Here is a 21,173-nt window from a genome sequence, read left to right as displayed (position 1 = left end):
ATCGAATCCGGGGCATATGAACAACAAATCCGCGACCAACAAGCCCGCAAAATCATCATGTGCCTAATTTTTAATCGACTTACCGCGAGTGATTGCCTCTGCTTTCACCGCCGCCTAAACACGGAAGCCAAACGAAGGTCGGAAATTCAGACATGACAACCGCCGCAATCATCGTCGCCGCCGGGCGCGGCCTGCGCGCCGGAGGGGGCCAGCCCAAGCAGTGGCGCCCCTTGGCCGAGCGGCGTGTGGCCGACTGGACGATCGAGCGGATCAGGGCGCAGGTGCCACTGGTCGTGCTGGTCCTGTCCCCCGATGACCCCGAGGCTTGGGCGGACTTCGCCGACAGCGGCCTGATTCTTGCGCCCGGCGGCGCAGACCGGGCCGAATCCGTGCGCAACGGGCTGCAGGCGCTGGCCGATCGCGGCGTCAGCAAGGTTCTGATTCATGACGTAGCTCGGCCCTGTGTCAGCGCGCGGGTCATTGGTGACGTGCTGGCGGCCCTCGACACCCACGCCGCCGCGGCGCCGGGGCTGCCCGTCACCGATGCGCTGTGGACCGGAGAGAACGACCAGGTAACCGGCACCCGAGATCGCGCGGGCCTGTTTGCCGCGCAGACGCCGCAGGGGTTCCGCTATGACGCCATCGTGTCCGCGCATGCGGCGCATCCCGGCGGGGCCGCCGATGATGTCGAGGTTGCCCGCGCCGCCGGGATCGACGTGGCCATCGTGCCGGGCGACGCGGACAATCTGAAAATCACACGGCCCGAGGATTTTACCCGGGCCGAACGCATATTGAGGTCAGACATGGATGTAAGGCTGGGCAACGGATATGATGTGCACCGGTTCGGGCCGGGCGATCACGTGATCCTGTGCGGCGTCGAGGTCCCGCATGAGCGGGGGCTGCAGGGCCATTCCGACGCGGATGTGGGCATGCACGCCGTCACCGACGCGATCTATGGCGCGCTGGCGCAGGGCGATATCGGCCAGCACTTCCCCCCTTCCGACCCGCAATGGAAAGGCGCCGCCAGCGAGATCTTTCTGCACCATGCGGTGGATCTGGCCGCGCGCATGGGCTTTCGCATCTCGAACGTCGACTGCACGCTGGTCTGCGAATACCCCAAGATCGGCCCGCACGCTGCGGCGATGCGGCAGAAAATAAGCGAAATCATGGGGCTGGACGCCGACCGCGTGTCGATCAAGGCTACCACGTCCGAGCGTCTGGGCTTTACCGGGCGCAAGGAAGGCATCGCCGCTATCGCGACCGCCTGTCTGGTGAAGACATGACCCTGGCGCGCCTGATCGGAACCGTGGGCGGGGTCGGGTACCTGCGCCCTGCCCCCGGTACTTGGGGCTCGCTGGCCGCACTGCCGCTGGCCTTGGCGCTGCACGTGCTGGGCGGCTTCCCGCTGCTGGCCGTCGCAACCGTCGCCGTTTTTGCGGCCGGCACGTGGGCCACGGGCGTCATGACTGCCGGGCAGGACGATCACGACCCTTCAGAGATCGTCATCGACGAGGTCGCGGGCCAATTCATCGCTATCTGGGCCGTGTCTTATCCGGCCTGGGCGCATGACATCGCGGTCACCGCCCTGTGGCCGGGCTGGATCGCCGGGTTTTTGCTGTTCCGCTTGTTCGACATCACCAAGCCAGGCCCCGTCGGCTGGGCCGACCGTCGTGGCGACCCCTTGGGCGTGATGCTCGATGACGTGATCGCGGGCGTGTTCGCGGCCGTGGGCGTTCTGATCCTGGCCGGGATCTCACATGGAGTACTGGGCTTATGACCGTCGCCGAACTGCTCGACCGCGCCAAGGCGCTGAACGTCATGATCGCCACAGCAGAAAGTTGCACGGGCGGCATGGTCGCCGCCGCGCTGACCGACATACCCGGCAGCTCGGCCGTGGTTGACCGAGGCTTCGTCACCTATACCAACGCCGCCAAGCAGGACATGCTGGGCGTGCGTGCCGAGACGCTGGAGGCCCATGGTGCCGTTTCTGAAGAGGTCGCCCGCGAGATGGCCGAGGGTGCGCTGGCGCATTCCCAAGCGCAGCTTGCGGTCTCGATCACCGGCATCGCGGGGCCCGGCGGGTCCGAGTTCAAGCCCGAGGGCCGGGTCTGTTTCGGCCTTGCAGTCACAGGCCGCCCCACCCTGACCGAAACCGTCGAGTTCGGCGCCGTGGGCCGCGCCAATGTCCGACGCGCGGCGCGGGATCATGCGCTGAAACTGCTGGAAAACGGCCTTTCCGAACTAGCCTAAATTTTTAGCACTTGCCCGGATAAGGCGCACTTTTTGTCACCACTTGGAAAAAGGACGCCAAAACAGGCACCTTTTTCGCACCCTGCCTCTTTTTTCCTCGGCGCCCGTTCGGTTGAACCCACGGCACGTCACTCACACCGCGCCCCTTGGCGCAGCTTCAGGAAAGAGGAGAACGGCCCAATGAACGGAGCCGATACCGCCTGGATCATCGTCGCGACGGCGCTGGTCCTGTTCATGACTTTGCCGGGCCTGGCCCTGTTCTATGGCGGACTGGTGCGCGCCCGCAACGTGCTGAGCGTTTTCATGCACTGCTTCGCGATCGCCTGTCTGATGAGCATCCTGTGGCTGGTCGCCGGGTATTCAATCGCCTTCGGTGACGGCGGTTCAGGGCTGTGGGGCGGGCTGGGAAAGGCGTTTCTGAACGGCGTCGATGCCGACAGCCTGTCGGGCACCCTGCCCGAGGTGCTGTTCTTTGCCTTCCAGATGACCTTTGCCATCATCACTCCGGCCCTGATCGTCGGCGCCTATGTGGAGCGCGTGGGCTTTGGCTTCGTGCTGGTCTTCTCGGGCCTTTGGATGCTGATGTGCTACGCGCCGGTGGTGCATTGGATCTGGGGGGGCGGCATCCTGACCGATGGCGGCATTCTGGGTGAAATCGGCGTGCGCGACTTTGCCGGTGGCATCGTGGTGCACGAAACCGCCGGTCTGGCCGCTCTGATCATCGCGTGGGTCCTGGGGCCGCGCAGGAACCGCACAACCCCGCCGCACAACCCCGGATACGTCATGATCGGGGCCGCGATGCTGTGGGTCGGCTGGTTCGGCTTCAACGGCGGCTCGCAGCTGGCCGCGGATGGCGGCGCGGCCATGGCGCTGACGGTCACGCATATCTCGGCCGCCACCGCATCGCTCAGCTGGGCGCTGTGGGAGCGCATCAAATACGGCAAGGCCTCGCTGGTCGGTCTGGTCACCGGGACTATCGCGGGTCTGGCCTCGATCACTCCGGCCTCGGGCTATGTCGATCCGGTTCAGGCGCTGATCATCGGCGCGGTCGCCGGCATCCTGTGCCAGGAGGCGGTAAACGTGGTCCGCAACGTGTTGAACATCGACGATACGCTGGACGTGTTCGCCGTGCATGGCGTGGGCGGCATTTTCGGCACCATCATGATCGCCGTCTTCGGCCTGGGCGCCTGGACCGCGCAGCTGGGCGGGCTGGTGATCGTGGGTGTCTTTACGTCAGTTGTCACATTTGTGCTGATCAAGGTGGTTGCGCTTGTCACCCCGCTTCGCGTAGACGCCGAGACCGAAACGAACGGGCTCGACCTGTCGGTCCACGGCGAACGGGCCTATGACATGAGCAGCTAAGCCCACCTTGGCTGACTCGACTGCCCATCCGGGCATCAAGCGGACCTCTTGGGAGGTCCGCTTTTCTTTTGCGCCAACCCCTCTCGACATCGGGCCGGTCGGCAGGCTATCAGCCCGCAACGTCATTTCAGCACCGAGGTCCCGCCATGATCCCCAGTTCCTTTCCCGACAGCACGGAAATCGCCCGCCTGACCGCGCGGATGCTGCTGGAGATCAAGGCGGTGCATTTCAACGCGCGCGAGCCGTTCACACTGGCCAGTGGCCTGCCCAGCCCCACCTATATCGACTGCCGCAAGCTGATCTCGTACCCGCGCATCCGGTCGACCCTTATGGACTTCCTGACGGTCACCGTCATGCGGAATGCCGGGTTCGAAGCCTTCGACAACATCGCCGGCGGTGAAACCGCGGGCATCCCCTTCGCCGCGATGGTGGCCGAGCGCATGGCCCTGCCGATGACCTATGTGCGCAAGAAGCCCAAGGGCTATGGCCGCAACGCCCGGATCGAAGGGGCCATGACCGAAGGCCAGCGCGTGCTGCTGGTCGAGGACCTGACCACCGACGGCGGCTCAAAACTGTCCTTCGTGGACGCGATCCGCGAAACGGGCGCCACCTGTGGGCATACGGCGGTGATCTTCTATTATGGCATCTTCCCCGAAACCGAAAAGACGCTGGGCGATCATGGCGTGCAACTGCACCACCTGTGCACCTGGTGGGACGTTCTGGCCGAGGCCAAGGCACAGGGCACGTTCGACGCCGAAACGCTGGACGGGGTCGAGGCCTTCCTGAACGACCCGCGCGGCTGGCAGGACGCCAACAAGAGCTGACTGTCGAGCCATTGTTGCCGGCCAGGAAACACTGGCCGTCAGCCTTGCTACCTATCCACAAGATGTTGACGAATGACCGATCCCTGCGGCAAGATGCAGGAGCGGAAGATATGCACAGCATATCCCCAGAAAACATACAATTTGCCCCGACTCACGGGGCCGCGATATGACCTTTGTCCCATGGGGACAGCGAGAGCAGCAATGAACGAGATCAGCAGTATCGAGCAGGCAGCGGCGCAGATTCAGAACGCCGAGACCATGCCGCATTCCATCGAGGCCGAACAGCAGCTTCTGGGCGCGATCCTGACCAACAACGACCTGTATGACCGGGTCGCCTCGATCATCGGGCCCGAGCATTTCTATGACCCGGTCCATGCCCGCATCTATGAGGTCGCCGCCGCGCGCATCGCCAAGAACGCGCTGGCATCGCCGGTGACGCTGAAATCCTTCATGGCCGAGGACGAGGGTTTGAAGGAACTCGGCGGCCCGGCCTATCTGGTCAAGCTGGCCGGGGCCTCGATCAGCGCCTTCGCCGTGCATGACTATGCCCAGATGATCTATGATCTGGCGATCCGGCGCGAACTGATCCGGCTTGGTCGCGACATCTCGGACAAGGCCGCGCGGGTCGAAGTGGCCAGTGAGCCCAAGGAACAGATCGTCGAGGCCGAGCAAAAGCTCTACAAGCTGTCCGAACAGGGCCAGACCGAACAGGGGTTCAAATCCTTCCTCAAGGCCGTGACCGAGGCGGTGAATGTCACCAACGAGGCCTATCAGCGCGGCGGCGGCATGGCCGGGATTTCGACCGGGCTGGTCGATCTGGACAAACAGCTGGGCGGGTTGCACCCGTCGGACCTGATCATCCTTGCCGGGCGTCCGTCGATGGGTAAGACCTCGCTGGCGACCAACATCGCGTTCAACGTGGCCAAAGCCTATAAGCGGGGTCAGCGCGCCGATGGCACCGAGGGTGCGGTGGACGGCGGCGTCGTCGGATTCTTCTCGCTGGAAATGAGCGCCGAGCAGCTGGCCGGACGGGTTCTGGCCGAGGCGTCCGAAATTTCCAGCCACAAGATCCGTCAAGGCGACATGACCGAGGACGAGTTCCGCCGTTTCGTCGATGCGGCCAAAGCGCTGGAAGCCTGTCCGCTTTACATCGACGACACACCGGCTCTACCGATCTCACAATTGGCGGCCCGGGCGCGGCGGCTCAAGCGGACGCATGGGCTGGACCTGCTGGTCATCGACTATCTGCAGCTGTGCCGCGGCATGTCCGACAACCGCGTGAACGAGATCGCCGAGATCTCGATGGGCATGAAGGCCATCGCGAAAGAGCTGAATATTCCCGTCATCGCCCTGTCGCAGTTGTCGCGTCAGGTGGAAAACCGCGACGATAAGCGCCCGCAGCTGTCCGACCTGCGCGAATCCGGCTCGATCGAGCAGGACGCCGACGTGGTGATGTTCGTGTTCCGCGAGGAATACTACAAAGAGCGCGAAAAGCCCGGCGATCACGAGCTGGAGAAGATGGAAGAGTGGAAGCAGGCGATGGAGCGCCTGCACGGCAAGGCCGAAGTCATCGTCGGCAAGCAGCGCCACGGCCCCATCGGCACGGTCGAGCTGTCCTTCGAGGCGCAGTTCACCCGATTTGGCAACCTTGTCAAACCCTGGCAGCAGGGTGGCCAGATCGAAGGCTACTAAGCCCATCAGGCCCGAATCCATGTGCCGCGGCCCAATGCGCCGGATGAACGATCTGGATCAGCCAACGGTTTTGGCCCGGATAGGCGGACAATGCTGGCAGGCTGTCTTGCCCGCGTTCAAGCCCGCCCGGACCTGCGCAACCCGGCTACAAGCCGCCCATGGCAAGGACTTTACGCGCGTTTGCAGCGCATTCCCCCTTGACCTCGTGCGGCGCAATGTCATGAACGGGTCATGAGTACTGCACGTTTGACGATCAACCTTCATGCGCTGGCCAGTAACTGGCGGGCGCTGGACGCAAAAACCGATGTCGAGACCGGAGCCGTGGTCAAGGCCGACGCCTATGGTCTGGGCGCCGGACCTGTGGCCAACACGCTGGCCGAAGAAGGCGTCCGCAAGTTCTTTGTCGCCGTTGCCGAGGAAGGAGCCGCCGTCCGCCAAGCGATTGGCCCCGGCCCCCTGATCTGCGTCTTTTCAGGCCATATGGAGGGCGACGCCGACCTGTTGCGCGATCACGACCTTGTGCCGCTGATCAACTCGCCCGAGCAATTCCAACGCCACCTGCAGGCGCTACCGGTCCATCCGTTCGGGATTCAGTTGGACAGTGGCATGAACCGCCTCGGGCTGGAGCCTTCCGACTGGGCCGCTCTGCGCAGCCGGGCCGAGGCGCTGAACCCTGTCGTGGTCATGTCGCACTTGGCCTGTTCGGACGAACCGGACCATCCCATGAACCGGCAACAGCTGAAAACCTTCCGCGAGATGACCGATGGCGAATCGGCTCCGCGTTCGTTGGCGGCCACCGGTGGCCTTCTGCTGGGGCCGGAATTCCACTTTGATTTCTGTCGGCCCGGCATCGGCCTGTATGGCGGCTTGCCCTTTGCGGGCGCCAAACCTGTGGTCACCGTCGATCTGCCGGTGATACAGGTGCGCGACCTGGCGGTCGGAGAAACCGTCGGCTACGGCAACACGTGGAAAGCCCGGCGCCCCTCGCGGATCGCAACCGTGGCCGCGGGCTATGCCGACGGGCTGCACCGCGCCATCGGTGGCGGCATCGACACGTTTGCCGGCGACCTGCCCTGCCCCGTCGTCGGACGAATCTCGATGGATCTGATCACCGTCGACGTGACCGACCTGCCGCACACGCCCGAACGTCTGCGCATTCTGAACGGCCATCAGACGGTGGACGACCTAGCCGAGGCCGCGGGCACCATCGGGTACGAGATCCTGACCTCACTCGGCAGCCGCTATTCGCGGGGCTATGTCGAATGAATCCACTCGCATGGCTTGGCGAACTGGGCCGCGCGGTCCTGAACCTGCTGGCGGCGTTCGGCCGCGTGGCGCTGTTTGCATTGGATGCTCTGTCACACATCTTTCGCCCGCCGTTCTACCCGCGTGAACTGGGCATGGCCCTGCTGAACATCGGCTGGCTGTCGCTGCCGGTCGTCGGCCTGACGACCATTTTCACCGGCGGCGCGCTGGCGCTTCAGATCTACGCCGGCGGCGCGCGTTTCAACGCCGAGGCCGTAGTGCCCCAGATCGTCGCCATCGGTATGGTCCGCGAGTTGGGCCCTGTCATGGTCGGCCTGATGATTGCCGCGCGCGTCACCTCGTCGATCGCCGCCGAGATCGCCACAATGAAGGTGACCGAGCAGATCGACGCCCTGGTCACCCTGTCGACCCACCCGATGAAATACCTGGCGGCCCCACGCGTTCTGGCCGCATTGATCACCGTGCCTGTTCTGGTTGCCGTGGGCGACATCATCGGCATCGCAGGCGGATACGCCGTGGCGACGCAGAACCTCGGCTTCAACCCGGCGGCCTACCTGAAAAACACGGTCGATTTCCTCGAGCCGCTCGACATCCTGTCCTCGCTGGTCAAAGGGGCGGCGTTCGGCATGATCGCAGCGATCATGGGCTGCTATTTTGGCATGCATTCGGGACGCGGCGCGCAAGGCGTGGGCCGCGCAACCAAGGGCTCGGTCGAGGCCGCCGCTGTCCTGATCCTTGCCGCCAACTTCGTTCTCACGGGGGTGTTCTTCTCGCTATGATCCGGATGGAGAACGTACACAAGGCCTTCGGCGACAACCAAGTGCTCAGGGGCATGAACCTCGAGATTGCCAAAGGCACGTCCATGGTGATCATCGGTGGCTCGGGCACCGGAAAATCCGTGGCGCTGAAATGCATCCTTGGTCTGATCAAACCCGACAGCGGCAAGATTTTTGTCGATGGGCAGGACGCCCAGACCGGTGACCGAGACGCCTTTCTGGCCAGGTTCGGGATGCTGTTTCAAGGCGCGGCCCTGTTTGACTCGTTGCCCGTCTGGCAGAACGTGGCCTTCCGCCTGCTGCGCGGCTCGTTGAAACGACCGACGGACGAGGCACGTGAAATCGCGATAGAAAAACTGCGCCGCGTGGGCCTGCGCGCCAAGGTGGCAGATCTCTACCCGTCCGAACTGTCGGGCGGCATGCAGAAACGTGTAGGTCTGGCCCGCGCCATCGCCGCCGAGCCCGAAATCATCTTTTTCGACGAACCCACCACGGGGCTGGACCCGATCATGTCGGGCGTCATCAACGACCTGATCCGCGAAATCGTGACCGAAATGGGCGCCACCGCGATGACCATTACCCACGACATGAGCTCGGTCCGTGCGATTGCCGACAACGTGGCGATGCTGCATGACGGGGTGATCCAGTGGACCGGGCCCGTCAGCCAGATGGATTCCTCGGGTGATCCCTATGTCGAGCAGTTCATCAGTGGGAGTGCGGAAGGGCCGATTGAGGCGGTGCGATAGTTTACTGGAGAAGCGATGGACCCGTTTGAGCAACTAGAAATTGCCATCAAAGACGTCAAACAGCTCAACGATGGCGATTTATCCCCCACAAACAACTACGAATACGCGCAAGCAATCGCAGGAGACTTGTTCGAATATTATGGGCAGATTGTGCAACTGGCCAAGTTATGCGGACAACCGGTCCAGACCCTGGACCCCTCTCATGCTGAAGACCTAGAGAGAGCTTGCAATATAGTTTTGAACCAAATTCAACGCATGGAACTAGCGTTTCGGTTAAGAAAAGGTGCAACTAGCATTGCTATTGAGCATGAGAACCATTTGGTCAGGTTATCGAAAGATCAGGTTGAAGAAATCGAGGAACATATTAATGAGGCTCGGCAAAAAATACGCTCCTCTGATGCTTTTGAAGAAAAACACAAGCGCAGACTTTTGAACCGACTTGAAAAGCTTCAAGCAGAAATAAACAAAAAGATTAGCGATTTGGACGTAATGCTTGCAGGGGTGACCGAAGTCACCGCGGTAGCTGGTCAGAGCGCGAAGAACCTGAACCCCGTTGTAGATCTGTTCAAAAAAATCTTCACAATCGCAGAAGGCGAGACAGACGAGCCACTTGGCCTTCCAGCGCCTCCAAAGCAAATTGAAGATAAATCCGGAGAAGCAGAATCCTAAAAGTCGCTACCCTCTCGCTGCTGATCCTCTACCCCATCGCGTGGTTCGCCCCGCTGATGCGCGCGGGCCTGCTGCCGATCTTCGGCCTCAGCGAGATCAGCGTCATCACCGGCCTCCAGTCCTTGTGGAAATCCGACATCTTCCTCGCGCTGGTCGTCACCGTCTTTGCCCTGTTCGCCCCGTACATCAAAACCATCGGCACCGCGCTGGTCCAATGGGACCTGCTGGACCCGCGTGTCCAACCCGCGCTGAACATCATGGGCAAGCTCGCCATGGCCGATATCTTCCTCATCGCGCTCTACATCACGTTGGCCAAGGGCATCTCATACGCAACGATCGAAACAGCGTGGGGCCTGTACCTTTTCACCGGCTGCATCCTTGCGTCGATCGCGCTGGGATACGTTACCGAAGTGAAACTTGGTTCACGAAACCTCCGGACCTGATTGATTGAAAACGCATTTCTGGCTATGATGGCCAGTATTCGAGCAGCCAAGTCATTTTTGTTTCAGGGTCCGACGCGGACCGTCTTGCACGTTTGATGGATACTCCGCCCGGGCCCGGTTTTGCCGGTTTCCAAAGGAGTAGGACTGCCATGGCCGCCCTCCATTCGATTTCAATTCATTTCCAGAACGTATTCCTGCGACTGACTTTTTTCCTGATCTGCGCCGCCGCTCTGTTTGCCGTATCCGCCACCCTGCTTGCCGCCGTGAATGTCTGGCCTTGGCTGACGATGCAGGCTGGATTGGGCAGTCAGGACATTCCGAACGCCGGCGTCTACATCCAGATCGGCCTGACCGCTCTGGTTCTGATGCTCGCCTTCTACCTGCCCTCCAGCGCGCGCATGATGGCGTTGGAAAACGCGCATCGGAAGTTCTCGCTGCAAATGCAGGACGTGGTCGATGCCTACCAGATCGCCCATGCGGCTGACCGCAGCGGCGTGTTCGCGCTGGCCTCGGAATTTGACGCGGTCAAGGAGCGCATGGCCTTCCTGCGCGATCACCCCGACCTGCAATCGCTGGAGCCCGAGATCCTTGAACTGGCCGCGCAGATGAGCCAGGTCAGCCACGAACTGGCCGAAACCTACGGCGCGGCCAAAGTCGCCCGAGCGCGGGCGTTCCTGCAACAGCGGCAGGAAGAGGTCGAACTGTTCCAGCAAAGGATCGAAGACGCCCAGACCATACAGCATGAATTGCGCCAATGGACCCGCGACATCGAGATCGAGGAGTCCATCGCCAAGGCGCAACTGGCCCGCCTGCGCGAGGAATTGTTCGAGCTTTTGCCCGAGCTGTCAGCCCAGTTGCAGACACCGCCGGACGACAGCGACCCGACCGCATCGAGCGTCATCGCCATGCCCCCGCCCCGCGCCGCCGAATAGCCACTCACTCACCAGATGCGGCAGCACCCGCCGCGAAGGATGGCCCTCCCGGGCCTGACGCCGCGGCCCGTCAGTCCGGATTGAACACCGGAAGGGCTTGAAGAGCCGCGCAAGCTCGGGCACGAATTGCGCCATGGCAAAGACGACGACTTTCACCTGCTCGGCCTGTGGCGCCTCGCATTCCCGCTGGTCCGGCCGCTGCGACGGCTGTGGCGAGTGGAACACCATAGTTCAAGAGGCCCCATTGTCGGCAGGCCCGGCCAAGAAATCGCTGGGCGGCAAACGCGGCCAGGCCGTCACCCTGACGGACCTCTCCACCGAGGAGGCCCCGCCGCCCCGCACAGTCTGCGGTGTCGAAGAACTGGACCGTGTCCTGGGCGGCGGGCTGGTCCCTGCCTCGGCCCTGCTGGTGGGCGGCGATCCGGGCATCGGCAAATCCACCCTGCTGTTGCAGGCCGCCGCGCGCTTTGCCCGGTCGGGCCTGAAAACCATCTATGTCTCGGGCGAGGAAGCCAGCGCCCAGGTTCGCATGCGCGCGCGCCGTCTGGGGCTCGAGGACGCGCCGGTTCAACTGGCGGCCGAGACCAACCTTCGCGACATTCTCACCACGCTCGAGGCCGAGAAACCCGGCCTTGCCATCATCGACTCGATCCAGACCATGTGGGCGGACAATGTCGACAGCGCACCGGGATCAGTCAGTCAGGTCCGCGCCGCCGCGCACGAGCTGACCAGCTTTGCCAAGCGCCACGGCGTGTCCATCATCATGGTCGGCCATGTCACCAAAGAAGGCCAGATCGCCGGCCCCCGCGTGGTCGAACACATGGTCGATACCGTCCTCTATTTCGAGGGCGAGCGCGGCCACCAGTTCCGCATCCTGCGCGCGGTCAAGAACCGCTTTGGCCCCGCCGACGAGATCGGCGTGTTCGAGATGACGGGCAAGGGTCTGGCACAGGTCACCAACCCCTCGGCCCTGTTTCTGTCGGAACGCGGCACACCCACCCCCGGCTCGGCCGTTTTCGCAGGCATCGAGGGCACCCGGCCGGTTCTGGTCGAACTGCAGGCGCTGGTCGCGCCCTCGCCCCATTCACAACCTCGCCGCACGGTCGTCGGCTGGGACAGCGGACGGCTTGCGATGATCCTCGCCGTGCTCGAAGCGCGCTGCGGCATCCCCTTTGCGGGGCTCGACGTCTATCTGAACGTGGCCGGGGGCCTGAAGATCAGCGAGCCCGCGGCCGACCTTGCCGTGGCTGCCGCCCTGCTGAGCGCGCGCGAGGACACCGCCCTGCCCGCCGACACCGTGGTTTTCGGAGAAATCTCGCTATCCGGGGCACTTAGACCAGCGCCGCAGACCGAAAACAGGTTGAAAGAAGCGCAAAAACTTGGTTTCACAGCAGCAATTGCTCCGGCAGGCGGCAAAACCGGTACTGTGGCAGGTCTGACACTCACCCGACCCTCTGATTTAGTTGGGTTTGTTGGCGAAACCTTCGGAGCAGGTTAAAGTCGCGCCTCGAGGGGCAGAAAAAGAACAGGCGAGGGCCATGGAAGGTTTTACAATAATTGACGGGCTCGTTGCCCTGATCATCGTGCTGTCGGGGATTCTGGCCTATTCGCGCGGCTTCATGCGCGAGGTCATGGCCATTGCAGGTTGGGTCGCCGCCGCAGTTCTGGCCTTCATCTTTGCACCGCAAGCCGTGCCGCTGGTCAAGGAAATCCCGGTGGTCGGAGACTTCTTGCGTGACAGCTGCGAATTGTCGGTGATTACGGGCTTTGCCGCGGTGTTTGCCATTGCGCTGATCGTGGTCAGCATCTTCACCCCGTTGTTCTCGTCCCTGGTACAGCGCTCGGCGCTGGGTGGGCTGGATCAGGCGCTGGGGTTCTTCTTCGGCATCGCCCGCGGCATTCTGCTGGTTGCCATCGCCTTCTTTGTCTACGACACCGTGATGACCGGCCAGTCCTACACGATCGTCGATGAAAGCCGCTCGGCCAAGGTATTCGAGCAGTTCAGCGACAGGATCGAAGAGCAGAACCCCGAGGCCGCCCTGGGTTGGGTGACCACCCAGTACGAAGAGCTTGTTGCATCCTGCACAGCGGATTCTCAGGGGCAGTAACAGCTACCAGCCAAGCAAAACGAAGCAGCCCGGCGGCCAGCCGGGCTTTTCTTTTGTCAGAGGGTCAGACGAACCCTTCGCCCCCACAAACCGAGCAGCGGTTGGTTTTCAGGCCAAAGCATCCGTCGCACCGGCTGAACTGGGGCTTGCCCAAGTGATCTCGACCCTTCAGGACTTCGCCCTTGCCATTGCATATCTGGCAAGGGGCACGTCCCATTCCGCGGCACCGATGGCACCGGCGTTTGACGTGCTCGTCCTTTTTCTGGCTCGGTCGTCCCTGCCACATACCTGTTTTGTCCTCGGTCAAATGCTGCCGGCGTCATGCCACGCAGCGCGTTCAAAACACGGGAAACACTCATGTTCGCGGCCCCATCAAACCAGAAACCCGGCCTGCGGCAAAACGAATTATGATCCTTTGGTGACATGGGGGGCATTAGGCATTATGTGAGGGCCAACTCGCCATGGAATCGGAGCTGCCTGTCTTGCATAGCCCGCAGATGCCCCCCGCCCACCCGTTCGATGATGACAAGCTCCGCGAGGAATGCGGGATTTTCGGGGTCGTCGGCGTCAAGGATGCCGCCAATTTCGTTGCTCTTGGTCTGCATGCCCTGCAGCACCGCGGGCAGGAAGCCGGCGGGATCGTCACCCATGATCCTGAACTCGGCTTCAACTCGGCCCGTCGATTTGGCTATGTGCGCGACAATTTTACTTCGTCCGACGTGATGGAAAGCCTGCCCGGGCCGATCGGGATCGGCCATGTGCGCTATTCCACGGCCGGGTCCAAGGGCCAGACCGCCATCCGTGACGTACAGCCATTCTTCGGCGAGTTTTCGATGGGCGGCGCCGCGATTGCGCACAATGGCAACATCACGAACGCCAACGCCCTGCGACGCGAGCTGATCGAGCGCGGCTCGATTTTCCAAAGCTCGTCCGACAGCGAATGCATCATCCACCTGATGGCCCGCTCGCTACAGCGCAACATCCCCGAACGGATGGAGGACGCGCTGCGCCGGGTCGAGGGTGCCTTCTCGGTGGTCGCCATGACCCGCACGAAGCTGATCGGCGTCCGCGATCCTCTGGGTGTGCGCCCGCTGGTATTGGGCAAAATCGGCGATGGCTGGTGCCTGGCCTCGGAAACTTGTGCCCTGGACATCATCGGTGCCGAATTCCTGCGCGAGATCGAACCCGGCGAAATGGTTGTGATCAATGCCCAGAACGGTGTTGAGAGCCACTTCCCGTTCCGCCGGCAACCCAGCAAGTTCTGTATCTTCGAGCATGTCTACTTCTCGCGCCCAGACTCGATTCTGGGTGGACGCTCGGTCTATGAGACACGCGAAGCCATCGGGCGCGAGCTGGCCAAGGAAAGCCCCGTCGAGGCGGATCTGGTCTGCCCCGTGCCCGACAGCGGCACGCCCGCGGCCATTGGCTACTCGCTGGAGTCGGGCATCCCCTATGCGATGGGGATCATCCGCAACCAATACATGGGCCGCACCTTCATCGAACCCACCGAACAGATCCGCAACATGGGCGTGCGGCTCAAGCTGAACGTGAACCGCGCCCTGATCGAGGGCAAGCGGGTGATACTGGTCGACGACTCGGTCGTGCGCGGCACGACCAGCCGCAAGATCAAGGAAATGATCCTGGATGCCGGCGCGAAAGAGGTGCATTTCCGCATCGCCTCGCCGCCCACGGCCTGGCCCTGTTTCTACGGCGTGGACACCCCACAGCGCGAAAAGCTGCTGGCCGCCACGATGACCGAGGAAGAAATGACCAAGCATCTGGCGGTCGACAGCCTCAAGTTCATCTCGCTGGACGGGCTGTACCGGGCGGTCGGCGAATCGCAGGGCCGCAGCAAGGACTGCCCGCAATACTGCGATGCATGCTTCTCGGGCGAGTATCCCGTCACTCCGGCGGACATGGTTGAACAAGGGTTCAAGATGCAACCGGCGGCCGAATAAGGCCGAAATTCAGAGACTTCTCCAAGGGGCCGCAGGGCCCCTTTTTTCATGGGCCGGATCGGCGTGGCGAAACATGGCCGAAACCTGCTGCACCGGCTTTTCCTTCCCCTTTGGCTCTGCTAGCCAACCGGCTGCTCACTCACGCAATCACACGGAGGCCGGGCCACCGGGCCGGCCAGTTTAAATGGCAAATCCCAGAGTCGACAGCGCGGCCACCCAAAAGGGCGCGCTCAGCAAGAATGGTACGACCGTCCTGGGCGTCTTTGGCCCGCAGAACGACATGCGCGCCCTGATGCGCTCATCGTCTGGACGGGTGAAAGAGGTCAAGACAGGCAGCCGCTTTGGTTCGGGCACGATCGTGGCCATCGACAAAGACGGCATCATGCTGCGACAAAGCGGCCGGACCCAGCGCATCGCCATCCCCGGAAGCTGATCCGGGCTTGACGGGCTGCGCGCTTGGGTTCAAACCCCGCGCATGACCGATCAGACCAAAACCGCACTTATTACCGGCGCGTCGCGCGGCCTTGGTGCCGCTCTGGCGGAGGCGCTGGCGCCCGAGTATCACATCGTCGCCGTTGCCCGTACCACCGGCGGGCTGGAAGACCTGGATGACCGCATCAAGGCCAAAGGGGGCGCGGCCACCCTGGCGCCGATGGACATCGCCGACCCCAATGCCATGGCTACGCTGTGCCGGGGCATCCATGACCGCTGGGGCAAGCTGGACCTGTGGCTGCATACGGCCATCCACACCGCACCGCTGACGCCCGCAAATTTCATCGACCCCAAGGATTGGCAAAAGTCCGTGGACGTGAACGCCTCGGCAACTTCGGTGCTGATCCCCTATGTCGCGCCCTTGCTGGGTGAGGCTGGACAGGCCGTATTCTTTGACGACCCGCGTGCCGGCGAGAAGTTCTGCGCCACCTACGGCGCAACCAAGGCCGCGCAGATCGCCATGGCGCGCAGCTGGGCCGCCGAAACCGTGCGCACCGGGCCGAAGGTTCATGTGTTGCAGCCCAGGCCGATGGCCACAGCCCTGCGCGCGCGTTTCTTCCCCGGTGAGGACCGGTCGAAGCTGGCCAGCCCCTCGGACGAGGCAGCGCGCCTGCTGTCCATGCTGGGCTGAGACCTTTCGGTCAGATCGACGGGAAAGATGTTGCGGCGCCCCAAGCGGGCGCCGTTTTCATTCGATGTGAACGCCCTGCCGGCCCGCCAGATCGACAAAGAACTGCCACGCCACCCGGCCCGAACGCGCGCCGCGCGTGGCCTGCCATTCGATCGCCTCTGCCCGCAGTACGTCGGCATCGACGCTGACGCCATAGGCCGCGCAATACCGGTCGATCATCGCAAGGTATTCGTCCTGATCGCAGGGGTGGAACCCCAGCCACAGGCCGAACCGGTCGGACAGCGAAACCTTTTCCTCGACCGCCTCGGACGGGTTGATCGCGCTCGAGCGCTCGTTCTCGATCATGTCACGCGGCATCAGGTGGCGGCGGTTTGACGTGGCATAGAACACCACGTTTTCGGGCCGGCCCTCGATCCCGCCGTCCAGCACGGCCTTCAGCGATTTGTAGTGCTGGTCGTCATGGCTGAACGACAGGTCATCGCAGAACAGGATGAACCGGTAAGGTGCGGCGCGCAGGTGGTTCAGCAACCGCGCGACCGAGCCCATGTCCTCGCGCTGAAGTTCGACCAGCTTCAGGTCGGGAAACTCGGGCTGAAGGGTCCCATGCACCGCCTTGACCAAGCTGGACTTGCCCATGCCGCGGGCACCCCACAACAGCGCGTTGTTGGCCTTGTACCCGGCAGCGAAGCGGCGCGTGTTGTCCAGCAGCGTATCGCGCGACCGGTTGATGCCCACCAGCAGATCCAGATCGACGCGGTTGACATTGTGCACCGGCTCAAGCCGGTCGGGCCCGATGTGCCAGACAAAGGCGGGCGCGGCCGAGAAATCGGGCGCGGCCAACGGCGCCGGGGCCATGCGCTCCAAGGCGTCGGTGATGCGGTTCAGGGCTTGGTCGTCCATGGGTCCTCCGAAGTCTTGCGGCCGATTTCAACCACGTTCACGGGCCGCCAACAAGACCCGGATGAAGAAAGGGCGCACCCGCCAAGGCACGCCCTTCCCCATTTACTGCTCGGGTTTATTTGCCGTCTTCTGCGTCAAACTCGTCCATCATCGCATCATCGGCGGCTTCTTCATCGTCATAGTAGCCTTCGGCCCGCAGCTGTTCTTCACGCTTTCTCTCGACCCGGGCCACCAGGAAGATCGAGATCTCGTACAGGCCATAGACCACGACGAACAGGATGATCTGGGTGATCACGTCCGGCGGGGTCACGATGGCGGCCAGAACCAGAATGCCCACCACGGCATATTTGCGCACCGCGCCCAAGCCTTCGGCGCTGACCAGCCCGGCCTTGCCCATCAGGGTCAACAGAACCGGCAGCTGGAAACACAGGCCAAAGGCCACGATGAACTTGATCGTCAGGTTCAGGTATTCCTGTGCCGAACCCTGGAAAACCACGCTCAGCGGCGCAGTGGCACCATCCGCTAAGGCCTCACCCTCGGCCCCGAATTGCTGGAACCCAAGGAAGAAGTCATAGGCCAGCGGCGTGACCACGTAAAAGGCAAAGCTCGCGCCCAGCAGGAACATGAAGGGCGAGGCCAGCAGGAACGGCAGGAAGGCGTTCTTCTCGGATCGATAGAGCCCCGGCGCCACGAACCGCCACATCTGCATACCGATATACGGAAAGGCCAGAATGAACCCACCCAAGAGCGAGACCTTGATCGCCACGAAGAAGCCCTCCTGCGGCGAAATGAAGATCAGGTCGCAGTCCTGTCCCCGCTCGGACAGAACATCGCACAGGGGCTGGGTCAGAAAGTTGAAGATCGGCGTGGCTACCGTGAAACAGATGATCATACCGATCAAAAATGCCACGACGCTGTGGATCAGCCGCGTGCGCAGCTCGGCCAGATGCTCGATCAGGGGGGCCGAGGTATCTTCGATCTCGTCGGTCTTGCTCATGTCTTGCCTTCGGTTCTCAGCGCGGCTTCGGCCTCTTCAGCCTTGGCCAGGGCCTCGGCGGCTTCTTTCGCTTTGCGCTCGGCAGCCGCACGGGCGGTTGAGGCCTGGATCTTCTTGGCCTGCTCGGCGCGCTCAGCAGCAAGTTTGCCGGTTTCGCTGTCGGGGTCGAACTTGGTCGGGTCCATGCTCTTGGCCATGTCCTGGGCCGCCTGCTTGACGCCGTCCATCGCACTGCCCACCGGGTTGGTGGCCGCGTCCAGTCCTTTCTTTATGTCATTCACGCCCGCCTGGTCGGCCGCCTCGTTCATGGCGCTTGAGAACTCGCGCGCCATGCCGCGGGCCTTGCCGACGAACCGTCCGACATTGCGGAACAGAACCGGCAGGTCCTTGGGCCCCACGACGATCAGGGCAACGATGCCGATGACCAGAAGCTCGGTCCAGCCCAGATCAAACATGGGCGATTAGACCTTGTCTTTGTCGGACTCGGGCGTGACATCCTTGGCCAGCTCGGACGCGTCCTGTTCGATCTCTTCGGTACCGTCCTTGACGCCTTTCTTGAATGCGGTGATGCCCTTGCCCACTTCACCCATCAACGAGCTGATCTTGCCGCGGCCGAACAGCACCAGCACCACGACGGCGATCAGCAGCAGGCCGGGAAGGCCGATATTGTTGAGCATGTCTCTTCTCCTTCTACGTCGGCGCGCCGCGCCGGGAATGTGATCTGGAAGCCTGTCTACGCCCACCGGGCCGCCGAAAAAAGTGACGCAAGTCAAATCCGCGTTCAAATCCGGGCCGCTCGGGCGCTTTTTGCGGGCTGGCAATTCTCTACTGACAGGTTTATGTCAGTTGCAGGCGACTAGGAACAGGGCATCGAAACCTGGTCAACGGAGACTCACATGACCCATGTTGCTGAAATCGTCACCTTCACCCTCGCCGATGGCACCACGCCGGAGGAGTTCGTCAGGCTCAGCCAGACGACCGAGGCCTTCGTGCGCGCGGCCCCGGGCTTTGCCCACCGACAGCTGAGCCAGGGCGAGGATGGCCGCTGGACCGATTATGTCATCTGGACCGACATGAAGGCCGCGCAGGACGCCGCCGCGCAGTTCCCGCAGCAGGATTTTGCCGCCGGTCTGATGGCGGCCATCGACCCCGCCAGCATCCAGATGCGTCACGAGAAAGTGCTATGGAACATGACCGCCTGATCGCGGTCCGGACGGCGTGTCATGCGCCGCACTGACCGCCTGTTCGACATCATCCAGATCCTGCGCGACGGCAAACTGCACCGCGCGCAGGACATCGCGGACCGGCTCGAGGTTTCGGTCCGCACCATCTATCGCGACATGGACACGCTGGTGGCGTCGGGCGTCCCGGTCGAGGGTGAACGCGGCGTGGGATACATGGTGCGCGAGCAGATCACCCTGCCCCCGCTGAACCTCACCCCGGCCGAGCTTGAGGCCCTGAACCTCGGCATGGCGATCGTGGCCGAGGCCGCCGACCTCGACCTGAAGGCCGCCGCCGAGTCGCTGGCCGCCAAGATCGACGCGGTACTGCCCACCCAGGTGGTGGCCGAGGCGGATGCGTGGAAATTCGCCGTCTACCCCTTTGCCGATGCCGCGCGCGGGCTGGCGCATATGGCTCCGATCCGGGCGGCCATCAAATCGCGCCAGAAGCTGCGGCTGACCTACCGGCGAATCGACGGAACCCTGACCGAACGCACGATCCGCCCCCTGCACATGGAATACTGGGGCCGGGTCTGGACCCTGACCGCCTGGTGCGAGCTGCGCGACGCCTTCCGCGTGTTCCGCATCGACCTGATCGAAAGCGTCACACCGCTGCCCGAGATATTTGCGGACGAGCCGGGAAAGCGGCTGGCTGACTACAACCCGACCGCCTGATCCCGTTTTTCGCGCAAGGCTACTTGGAACGGCGCTCAGACCCTCAGCGCAGATAGGTTTCGGGGTCGACGGACTCGAACCCTTTGCGTACCTCGAAGTGCACATAGGCGTTCTCACCCCCGCGCAGCTTGGCAATGCTCTGGCCGCGGCTGACCCGGTCGCCCTTCTTGACCGAGATGTTCTCGACATTCGCGTAGACCGTCAGCAAATCGTTGGTGTGCTTGACGACGATGATCGGGATCTGATCCGCATCCGCCGTAATGGCCGCCACGGTACCGGCTTCGGCCGCCTTGACCGATGCACCGGGCGAACCGGCGATGTCGATCCCTTCGTTCTTGCCCTTGGCATACGGGCGAATGATCTTGCCAGTTACCGGCAGAGCCAAGGCTGACGAGCTGGAATTCGTCGGGGCCTCGGCCGTCACGTCCGGAGCGGGCGTCAACGGCGCGACTTTTTCGTCCGGCAGCGGCTGCGTTGCACTGGGCGGCGTCGGGGTGGGCGATCCCTGCCCCGGTTCGGTGGTCGCCGTGGGCGCTGCGGCGGCAGCTTGGCGCGGTGCAGCCTGATTCTTGACGGGGATCAGCAGAAACTGCCCTTCGCGCACGGCGAAGTCCGAACCCAAACCGTTCCATTCAGCCAGCGCATCGACCGGAACCTGATACAGGCGCGAAATGGTATAGGCCGTCTCACCCCGCTTGACCTTATGCCGGATCGGCTCGTCCGTCGAGGTGACGGGTGCCGGTTTGGCCGGCTCAAGGTTCGTGACCCGCACGCCGCCCGTGTCCGGCGCCTGATCAATCGCGGTCGTGGCAATCGAGGCGATATCGACGTTCCCCGCTCCGGCGCCGACGGACCGTGGCAAGGCCAGCACCTCGCCCTCGCGCAGCTGGTCGGTGGGCTTGAGACCGTTGAACCGGGCCAGCTCGGCCTCGGGCAGACCGACCCGCGCAGCCACGGCGGCGACGTTGTCACCCCGTTGCGCGACGGCAACCTGATATGTCGGATAGGTGATCACGCCACGGCTGTCCGGCGCCGGTCGGTTCTTGGTGGCTGATTGTGCGGCCGGAGTGGTCGAAAAACCGCCGACCTGACCGCGCAGGTCGTAATCCAGCGGGCCTTCGCAACCGGCAAGCACCAGCGCGGCCACCATCGCCGTTGTTCCACGACCCAAGACTGACTTGGAAACTGCTCTCATATCACTGTCCTCAACACCTGCCCCTGTTTGCCGGGGT

Annotated in this window: 24 protein-coding genes; 19 read left to right on the top strand and 5 right to left on the bottom strand. The window is 63.1% G+C overall.

The window, feature by feature from the left end; translation table 11 throughout:
• Positions 1-152 precede the first annotated feature (152 nt).
• From ACR0BA_RS02445 to ACR0BA_RS02365, 17 genes are all read left to right on the top strand, one after another.
• Complete coding sequence (locus ACR0BA_RS02445; protein ID WP_480726281.1) at positions 153-1,283, top strand: bifunctional 2-C-methyl-D-erythritol 4-phosphate cytidylyltransferase/2-C-methyl-D-erythritol 2,4-cyclodiphosphate synthase; 1,131 nt, start codon at positions 153-155, stop codon at positions 1,281-1,283.
• Positions 1,280-1,777 (top strand): phosphatidylglycerophosphatase A family protein, encoded by a 498-nt coding sequence (locus ACR0BA_RS02440; protein ID WP_480726280.1) that lies wholly within the window; start codon positions 1,280-1,282, stop codon positions 1,775-1,777. Before ACR0BA_RS02445 ends, ACR0BA_RS02440 begins: the two co-directional genes overlap by 4 nt.
• Positions 1,774-2,250: a CinA family protein gene (locus tag ACR0BA_RS02435; RefSeq protein WP_480726278.1), complete on the top strand. Its 477-nt coding sequence runs from the start codon at positions 1,774-1,776 to the stop codon at positions 2,248-2,250. The genes ACR0BA_RS02440 and ACR0BA_RS02435 overlap by 4 nt, the downstream gene beginning before the upstream one ends.
• Before the next feature lie 180 nt (positions 2,251-2,430).
• On the top strand, positions 2,431-3,612 hold the full coding sequence (locus ACR0BA_RS02430) for an ammonium transporter (protein WP_480726276.1): 1,182 nt from the start codon (positions 2,431-2,433) through the stop codon (positions 3,610-3,612).
• Between the two features lie 146 nt (positions 3,613-3,758).
• Entirely contained in the window at positions 3,759-4,436 is a 678-nt protein-coding gene (locus ACR0BA_RS02425; protein WP_170390327.1) for an orotate phosphoribosyltransferase, read from the top strand.
• A gap of 201 nt (positions 4,437-4,637) precedes the next feature.
• On the top strand, positions 4,638-6,128 hold the full coding sequence (locus ACR0BA_RS02420; RefSeq protein ID WP_170338856.1) for a replicative DNA helicase: 1,491 nt from the start codon (positions 4,638-4,640) through the stop codon (positions 6,126-6,128).
• 231 nt (positions 6,129-6,359) lie between these two features.
• Positions 6,360-7,394 carry an alanine racemase gene (gene alr, locus ACR0BA_RS02415; RefSeq protein ID WP_480726274.1) on the top strand — a complete coding sequence of 345 codons (1,035 nt, stop codon included), beginning with the start codon at positions 6,360-6,362 and terminating at the stop codon, positions 7,392-7,394.
• The gene (locus ACR0BA_RS02410) at positions 7,391-8,173 is read left to right on the top strand and encodes an MlaE family ABC transporter permease (protein WP_170338351.1); all 783 of its coding nucleotides are present in this window, start codon (positions 7,391-7,393) and stop codon (positions 8,171-8,173) included. The genes alr and ACR0BA_RS02410 overlap by 4 nt, the downstream gene beginning before the upstream one ends.
• Entirely contained in the window at positions 8,170-8,916 is a 747-nt protein-coding gene (locus tag ACR0BA_RS02405; protein ID WP_170370572.1) for an ABC transporter ATP-binding protein, read from the top strand. The genes ACR0BA_RS02410 and ACR0BA_RS02405 overlap by 4 nt, the downstream gene beginning before the upstream one ends.
• Positions 8,917-8,931: 15 nt before the next feature.
• Positions 8,932-9,585 (top strand): hypothetical protein, encoded by a 654-nt coding sequence (locus ACR0BA_RS02400; protein WP_480726273.1) that lies wholly within the window; start codon positions 8,932-8,934, stop codon positions 9,583-9,585.
• Positions 9,579-10,028: a paraquat-inducible protein A gene (locus tag ACR0BA_RS02395; RefSeq protein ID WP_222457184.1), complete on the top strand. Its 450-nt coding sequence runs from the start codon at positions 9,579-9,581 to the stop codon at positions 10,026-10,028. The genes ACR0BA_RS02400 and ACR0BA_RS02395 overlap by 7 nt, the downstream gene beginning before the upstream one ends.
• A 149-nt stretch (positions 10,029-10,177) precedes the next feature.
• Positions 10,178-10,960, top strand: a complete 783-nt coding sequence (locus ACR0BA_RS02390) for a DNA repair protein (RefSeq protein ID WP_480726271.1) — start codon at positions 10,178-10,180, stop codon at positions 10,958-10,960.
• A gap of 133 nt (positions 10,961-11,093) precedes the next feature.
• Entirely contained in the window at positions 11,094-12,458 is a 1,365-nt protein-coding gene (gene radA / locus ACR0BA_RS02385; RefSeq protein WP_170390331.1) for a DNA repair protein RadA, read from the top strand.
• Positions 12,459-12,498: 40 nt separating this feature from the next.
• A complete protein-coding gene (locus ACR0BA_RS02380; RefSeq protein WP_093962256.1) occupies positions 12,499-13,068 on the top strand; it encodes a CvpA family protein in 570 nt (189 codons plus the stop codon).
• Between the two features lie 497 nt (positions 13,069-13,565).
• The gene (gene purF / locus ACR0BA_RS02375; protein ID WP_093962976.1) at positions 13,566-15,026 is read left to right on the top strand and encodes an amidophosphoribosyltransferase; all 1,461 of its coding nucleotides are present in this window, start codon (positions 13,566-13,568) and stop codon (positions 15,024-15,026) included.
• Positions 15,027-15,210: 184 nt separating this feature from the next.
• The gene (locus ACR0BA_RS02370; RefSeq protein WP_093962257.1) at positions 15,211-15,459 is read left to right on the top strand and encodes a hypothetical protein; all 249 of its coding nucleotides are present in this window, start codon (positions 15,211-15,213) and stop codon (positions 15,457-15,459) included.
• Between the two features lie 42 nt (positions 15,460-15,501).
• On the top strand, positions 15,502-16,149 hold the full coding sequence (locus ACR0BA_RS02365) for an SDR family NAD(P)-dependent oxidoreductase (RefSeq protein WP_480726269.1): 648 nt from the start codon (positions 15,502-15,504) through the stop codon (positions 16,147-16,149).
• A 57-nt stretch (positions 16,150-16,206) separates the two neighbouring features.
• On the opposite strand, the gene ACR0BA_RS02360 is transcribed toward ACR0BA_RS02365, so the two are convergent.
• From ACR0BA_RS02360 to ACR0BA_RS02345, 4 genes are all read right to left on the bottom strand, one after another.
• Entirely contained in the window at positions 16,207-17,049 is an 843-nt protein-coding gene (locus tag ACR0BA_RS02360; RefSeq protein WP_480726267.1) for an ATP-binding protein, read from the bottom strand.
• Between the two features lie 115 nt (positions 17,050-17,164).
• Positions 17,165-18,046, bottom strand: coding sequence for a twin-arginine translocase subunit TatC (tatC, locus tag ACR0BA_RS02355; RefSeq protein ID WP_170390335.1), 882 nt, complete (start codon positions 18,044-18,046; stop codon positions 17,165-17,167).
• The gene (gene tatB / locus ACR0BA_RS02350) at positions 18,043-18,501 is read right to left on the bottom strand and encodes a Sec-independent protein translocase protein TatB (RefSeq protein WP_170358981.1); all 459 of its coding nucleotides are present in this window, start codon (positions 18,499-18,501) and stop codon (positions 18,043-18,045) included. Before tatB ends, tatC begins: the two co-directional genes overlap by 4 nt.
• 6 nt (positions 18,502-18,507) lie before the next feature.
• Entirely contained in the window at positions 18,508-18,723 is a 216-nt protein-coding gene (locus ACR0BA_RS02345) for a twin-arginine translocase TatA/TatE family subunit (protein ID WP_170338833.1), read from the bottom strand.
• Between the two features lie 219 nt (positions 18,724-18,942).
• Between ACR0BA_RS02345 and ACR0BA_RS02340 the strand changes: the two genes are divergently transcribed.
• Both ACR0BA_RS02340 and ACR0BA_RS02335 read left to right on the top strand, forming a co-directional pair.
• Positions 18,943-19,248, top strand: coding sequence for a hypothetical protein (locus ACR0BA_RS02340; RefSeq protein WP_149774521.1), 306 nt, complete (start codon positions 18,943-18,945; stop codon positions 19,246-19,248).
• Between the two features lie 21 nt (positions 19,249-19,269).
• Positions 19,270-19,941, top strand: coding sequence for a helix-turn-helix transcriptional regulator (locus ACR0BA_RS02335; RefSeq protein WP_480726265.1), 672 nt, complete (start codon positions 19,270-19,272; stop codon positions 19,939-19,941).
• A 43-nt stretch (positions 19,942-19,984) separates the two neighbouring features.
• On the opposite strand, the gene ACR0BA_RS02330 is transcribed toward ACR0BA_RS02335, so the two are convergent.
• Positions 19,985-21,136 (bottom strand): LysM peptidoglycan-binding domain-containing protein, encoded by a 1,152-nt coding sequence (locus ACR0BA_RS02330; RefSeq protein WP_480726263.1) that lies wholly within the window; start codon positions 21,134-21,136, stop codon positions 19,985-19,987.
• Positions 21,137-21,173: the final 37 nt, after the last annotated feature.

The sequence above is a fragment of the Ruegeria sp. CI5 genome (assembly GCF_056536885.1).
Note: the sequence above shows the minus strand (reverse complement) of the source record. Positions and strands in the feature narration are given on the sequence as shown.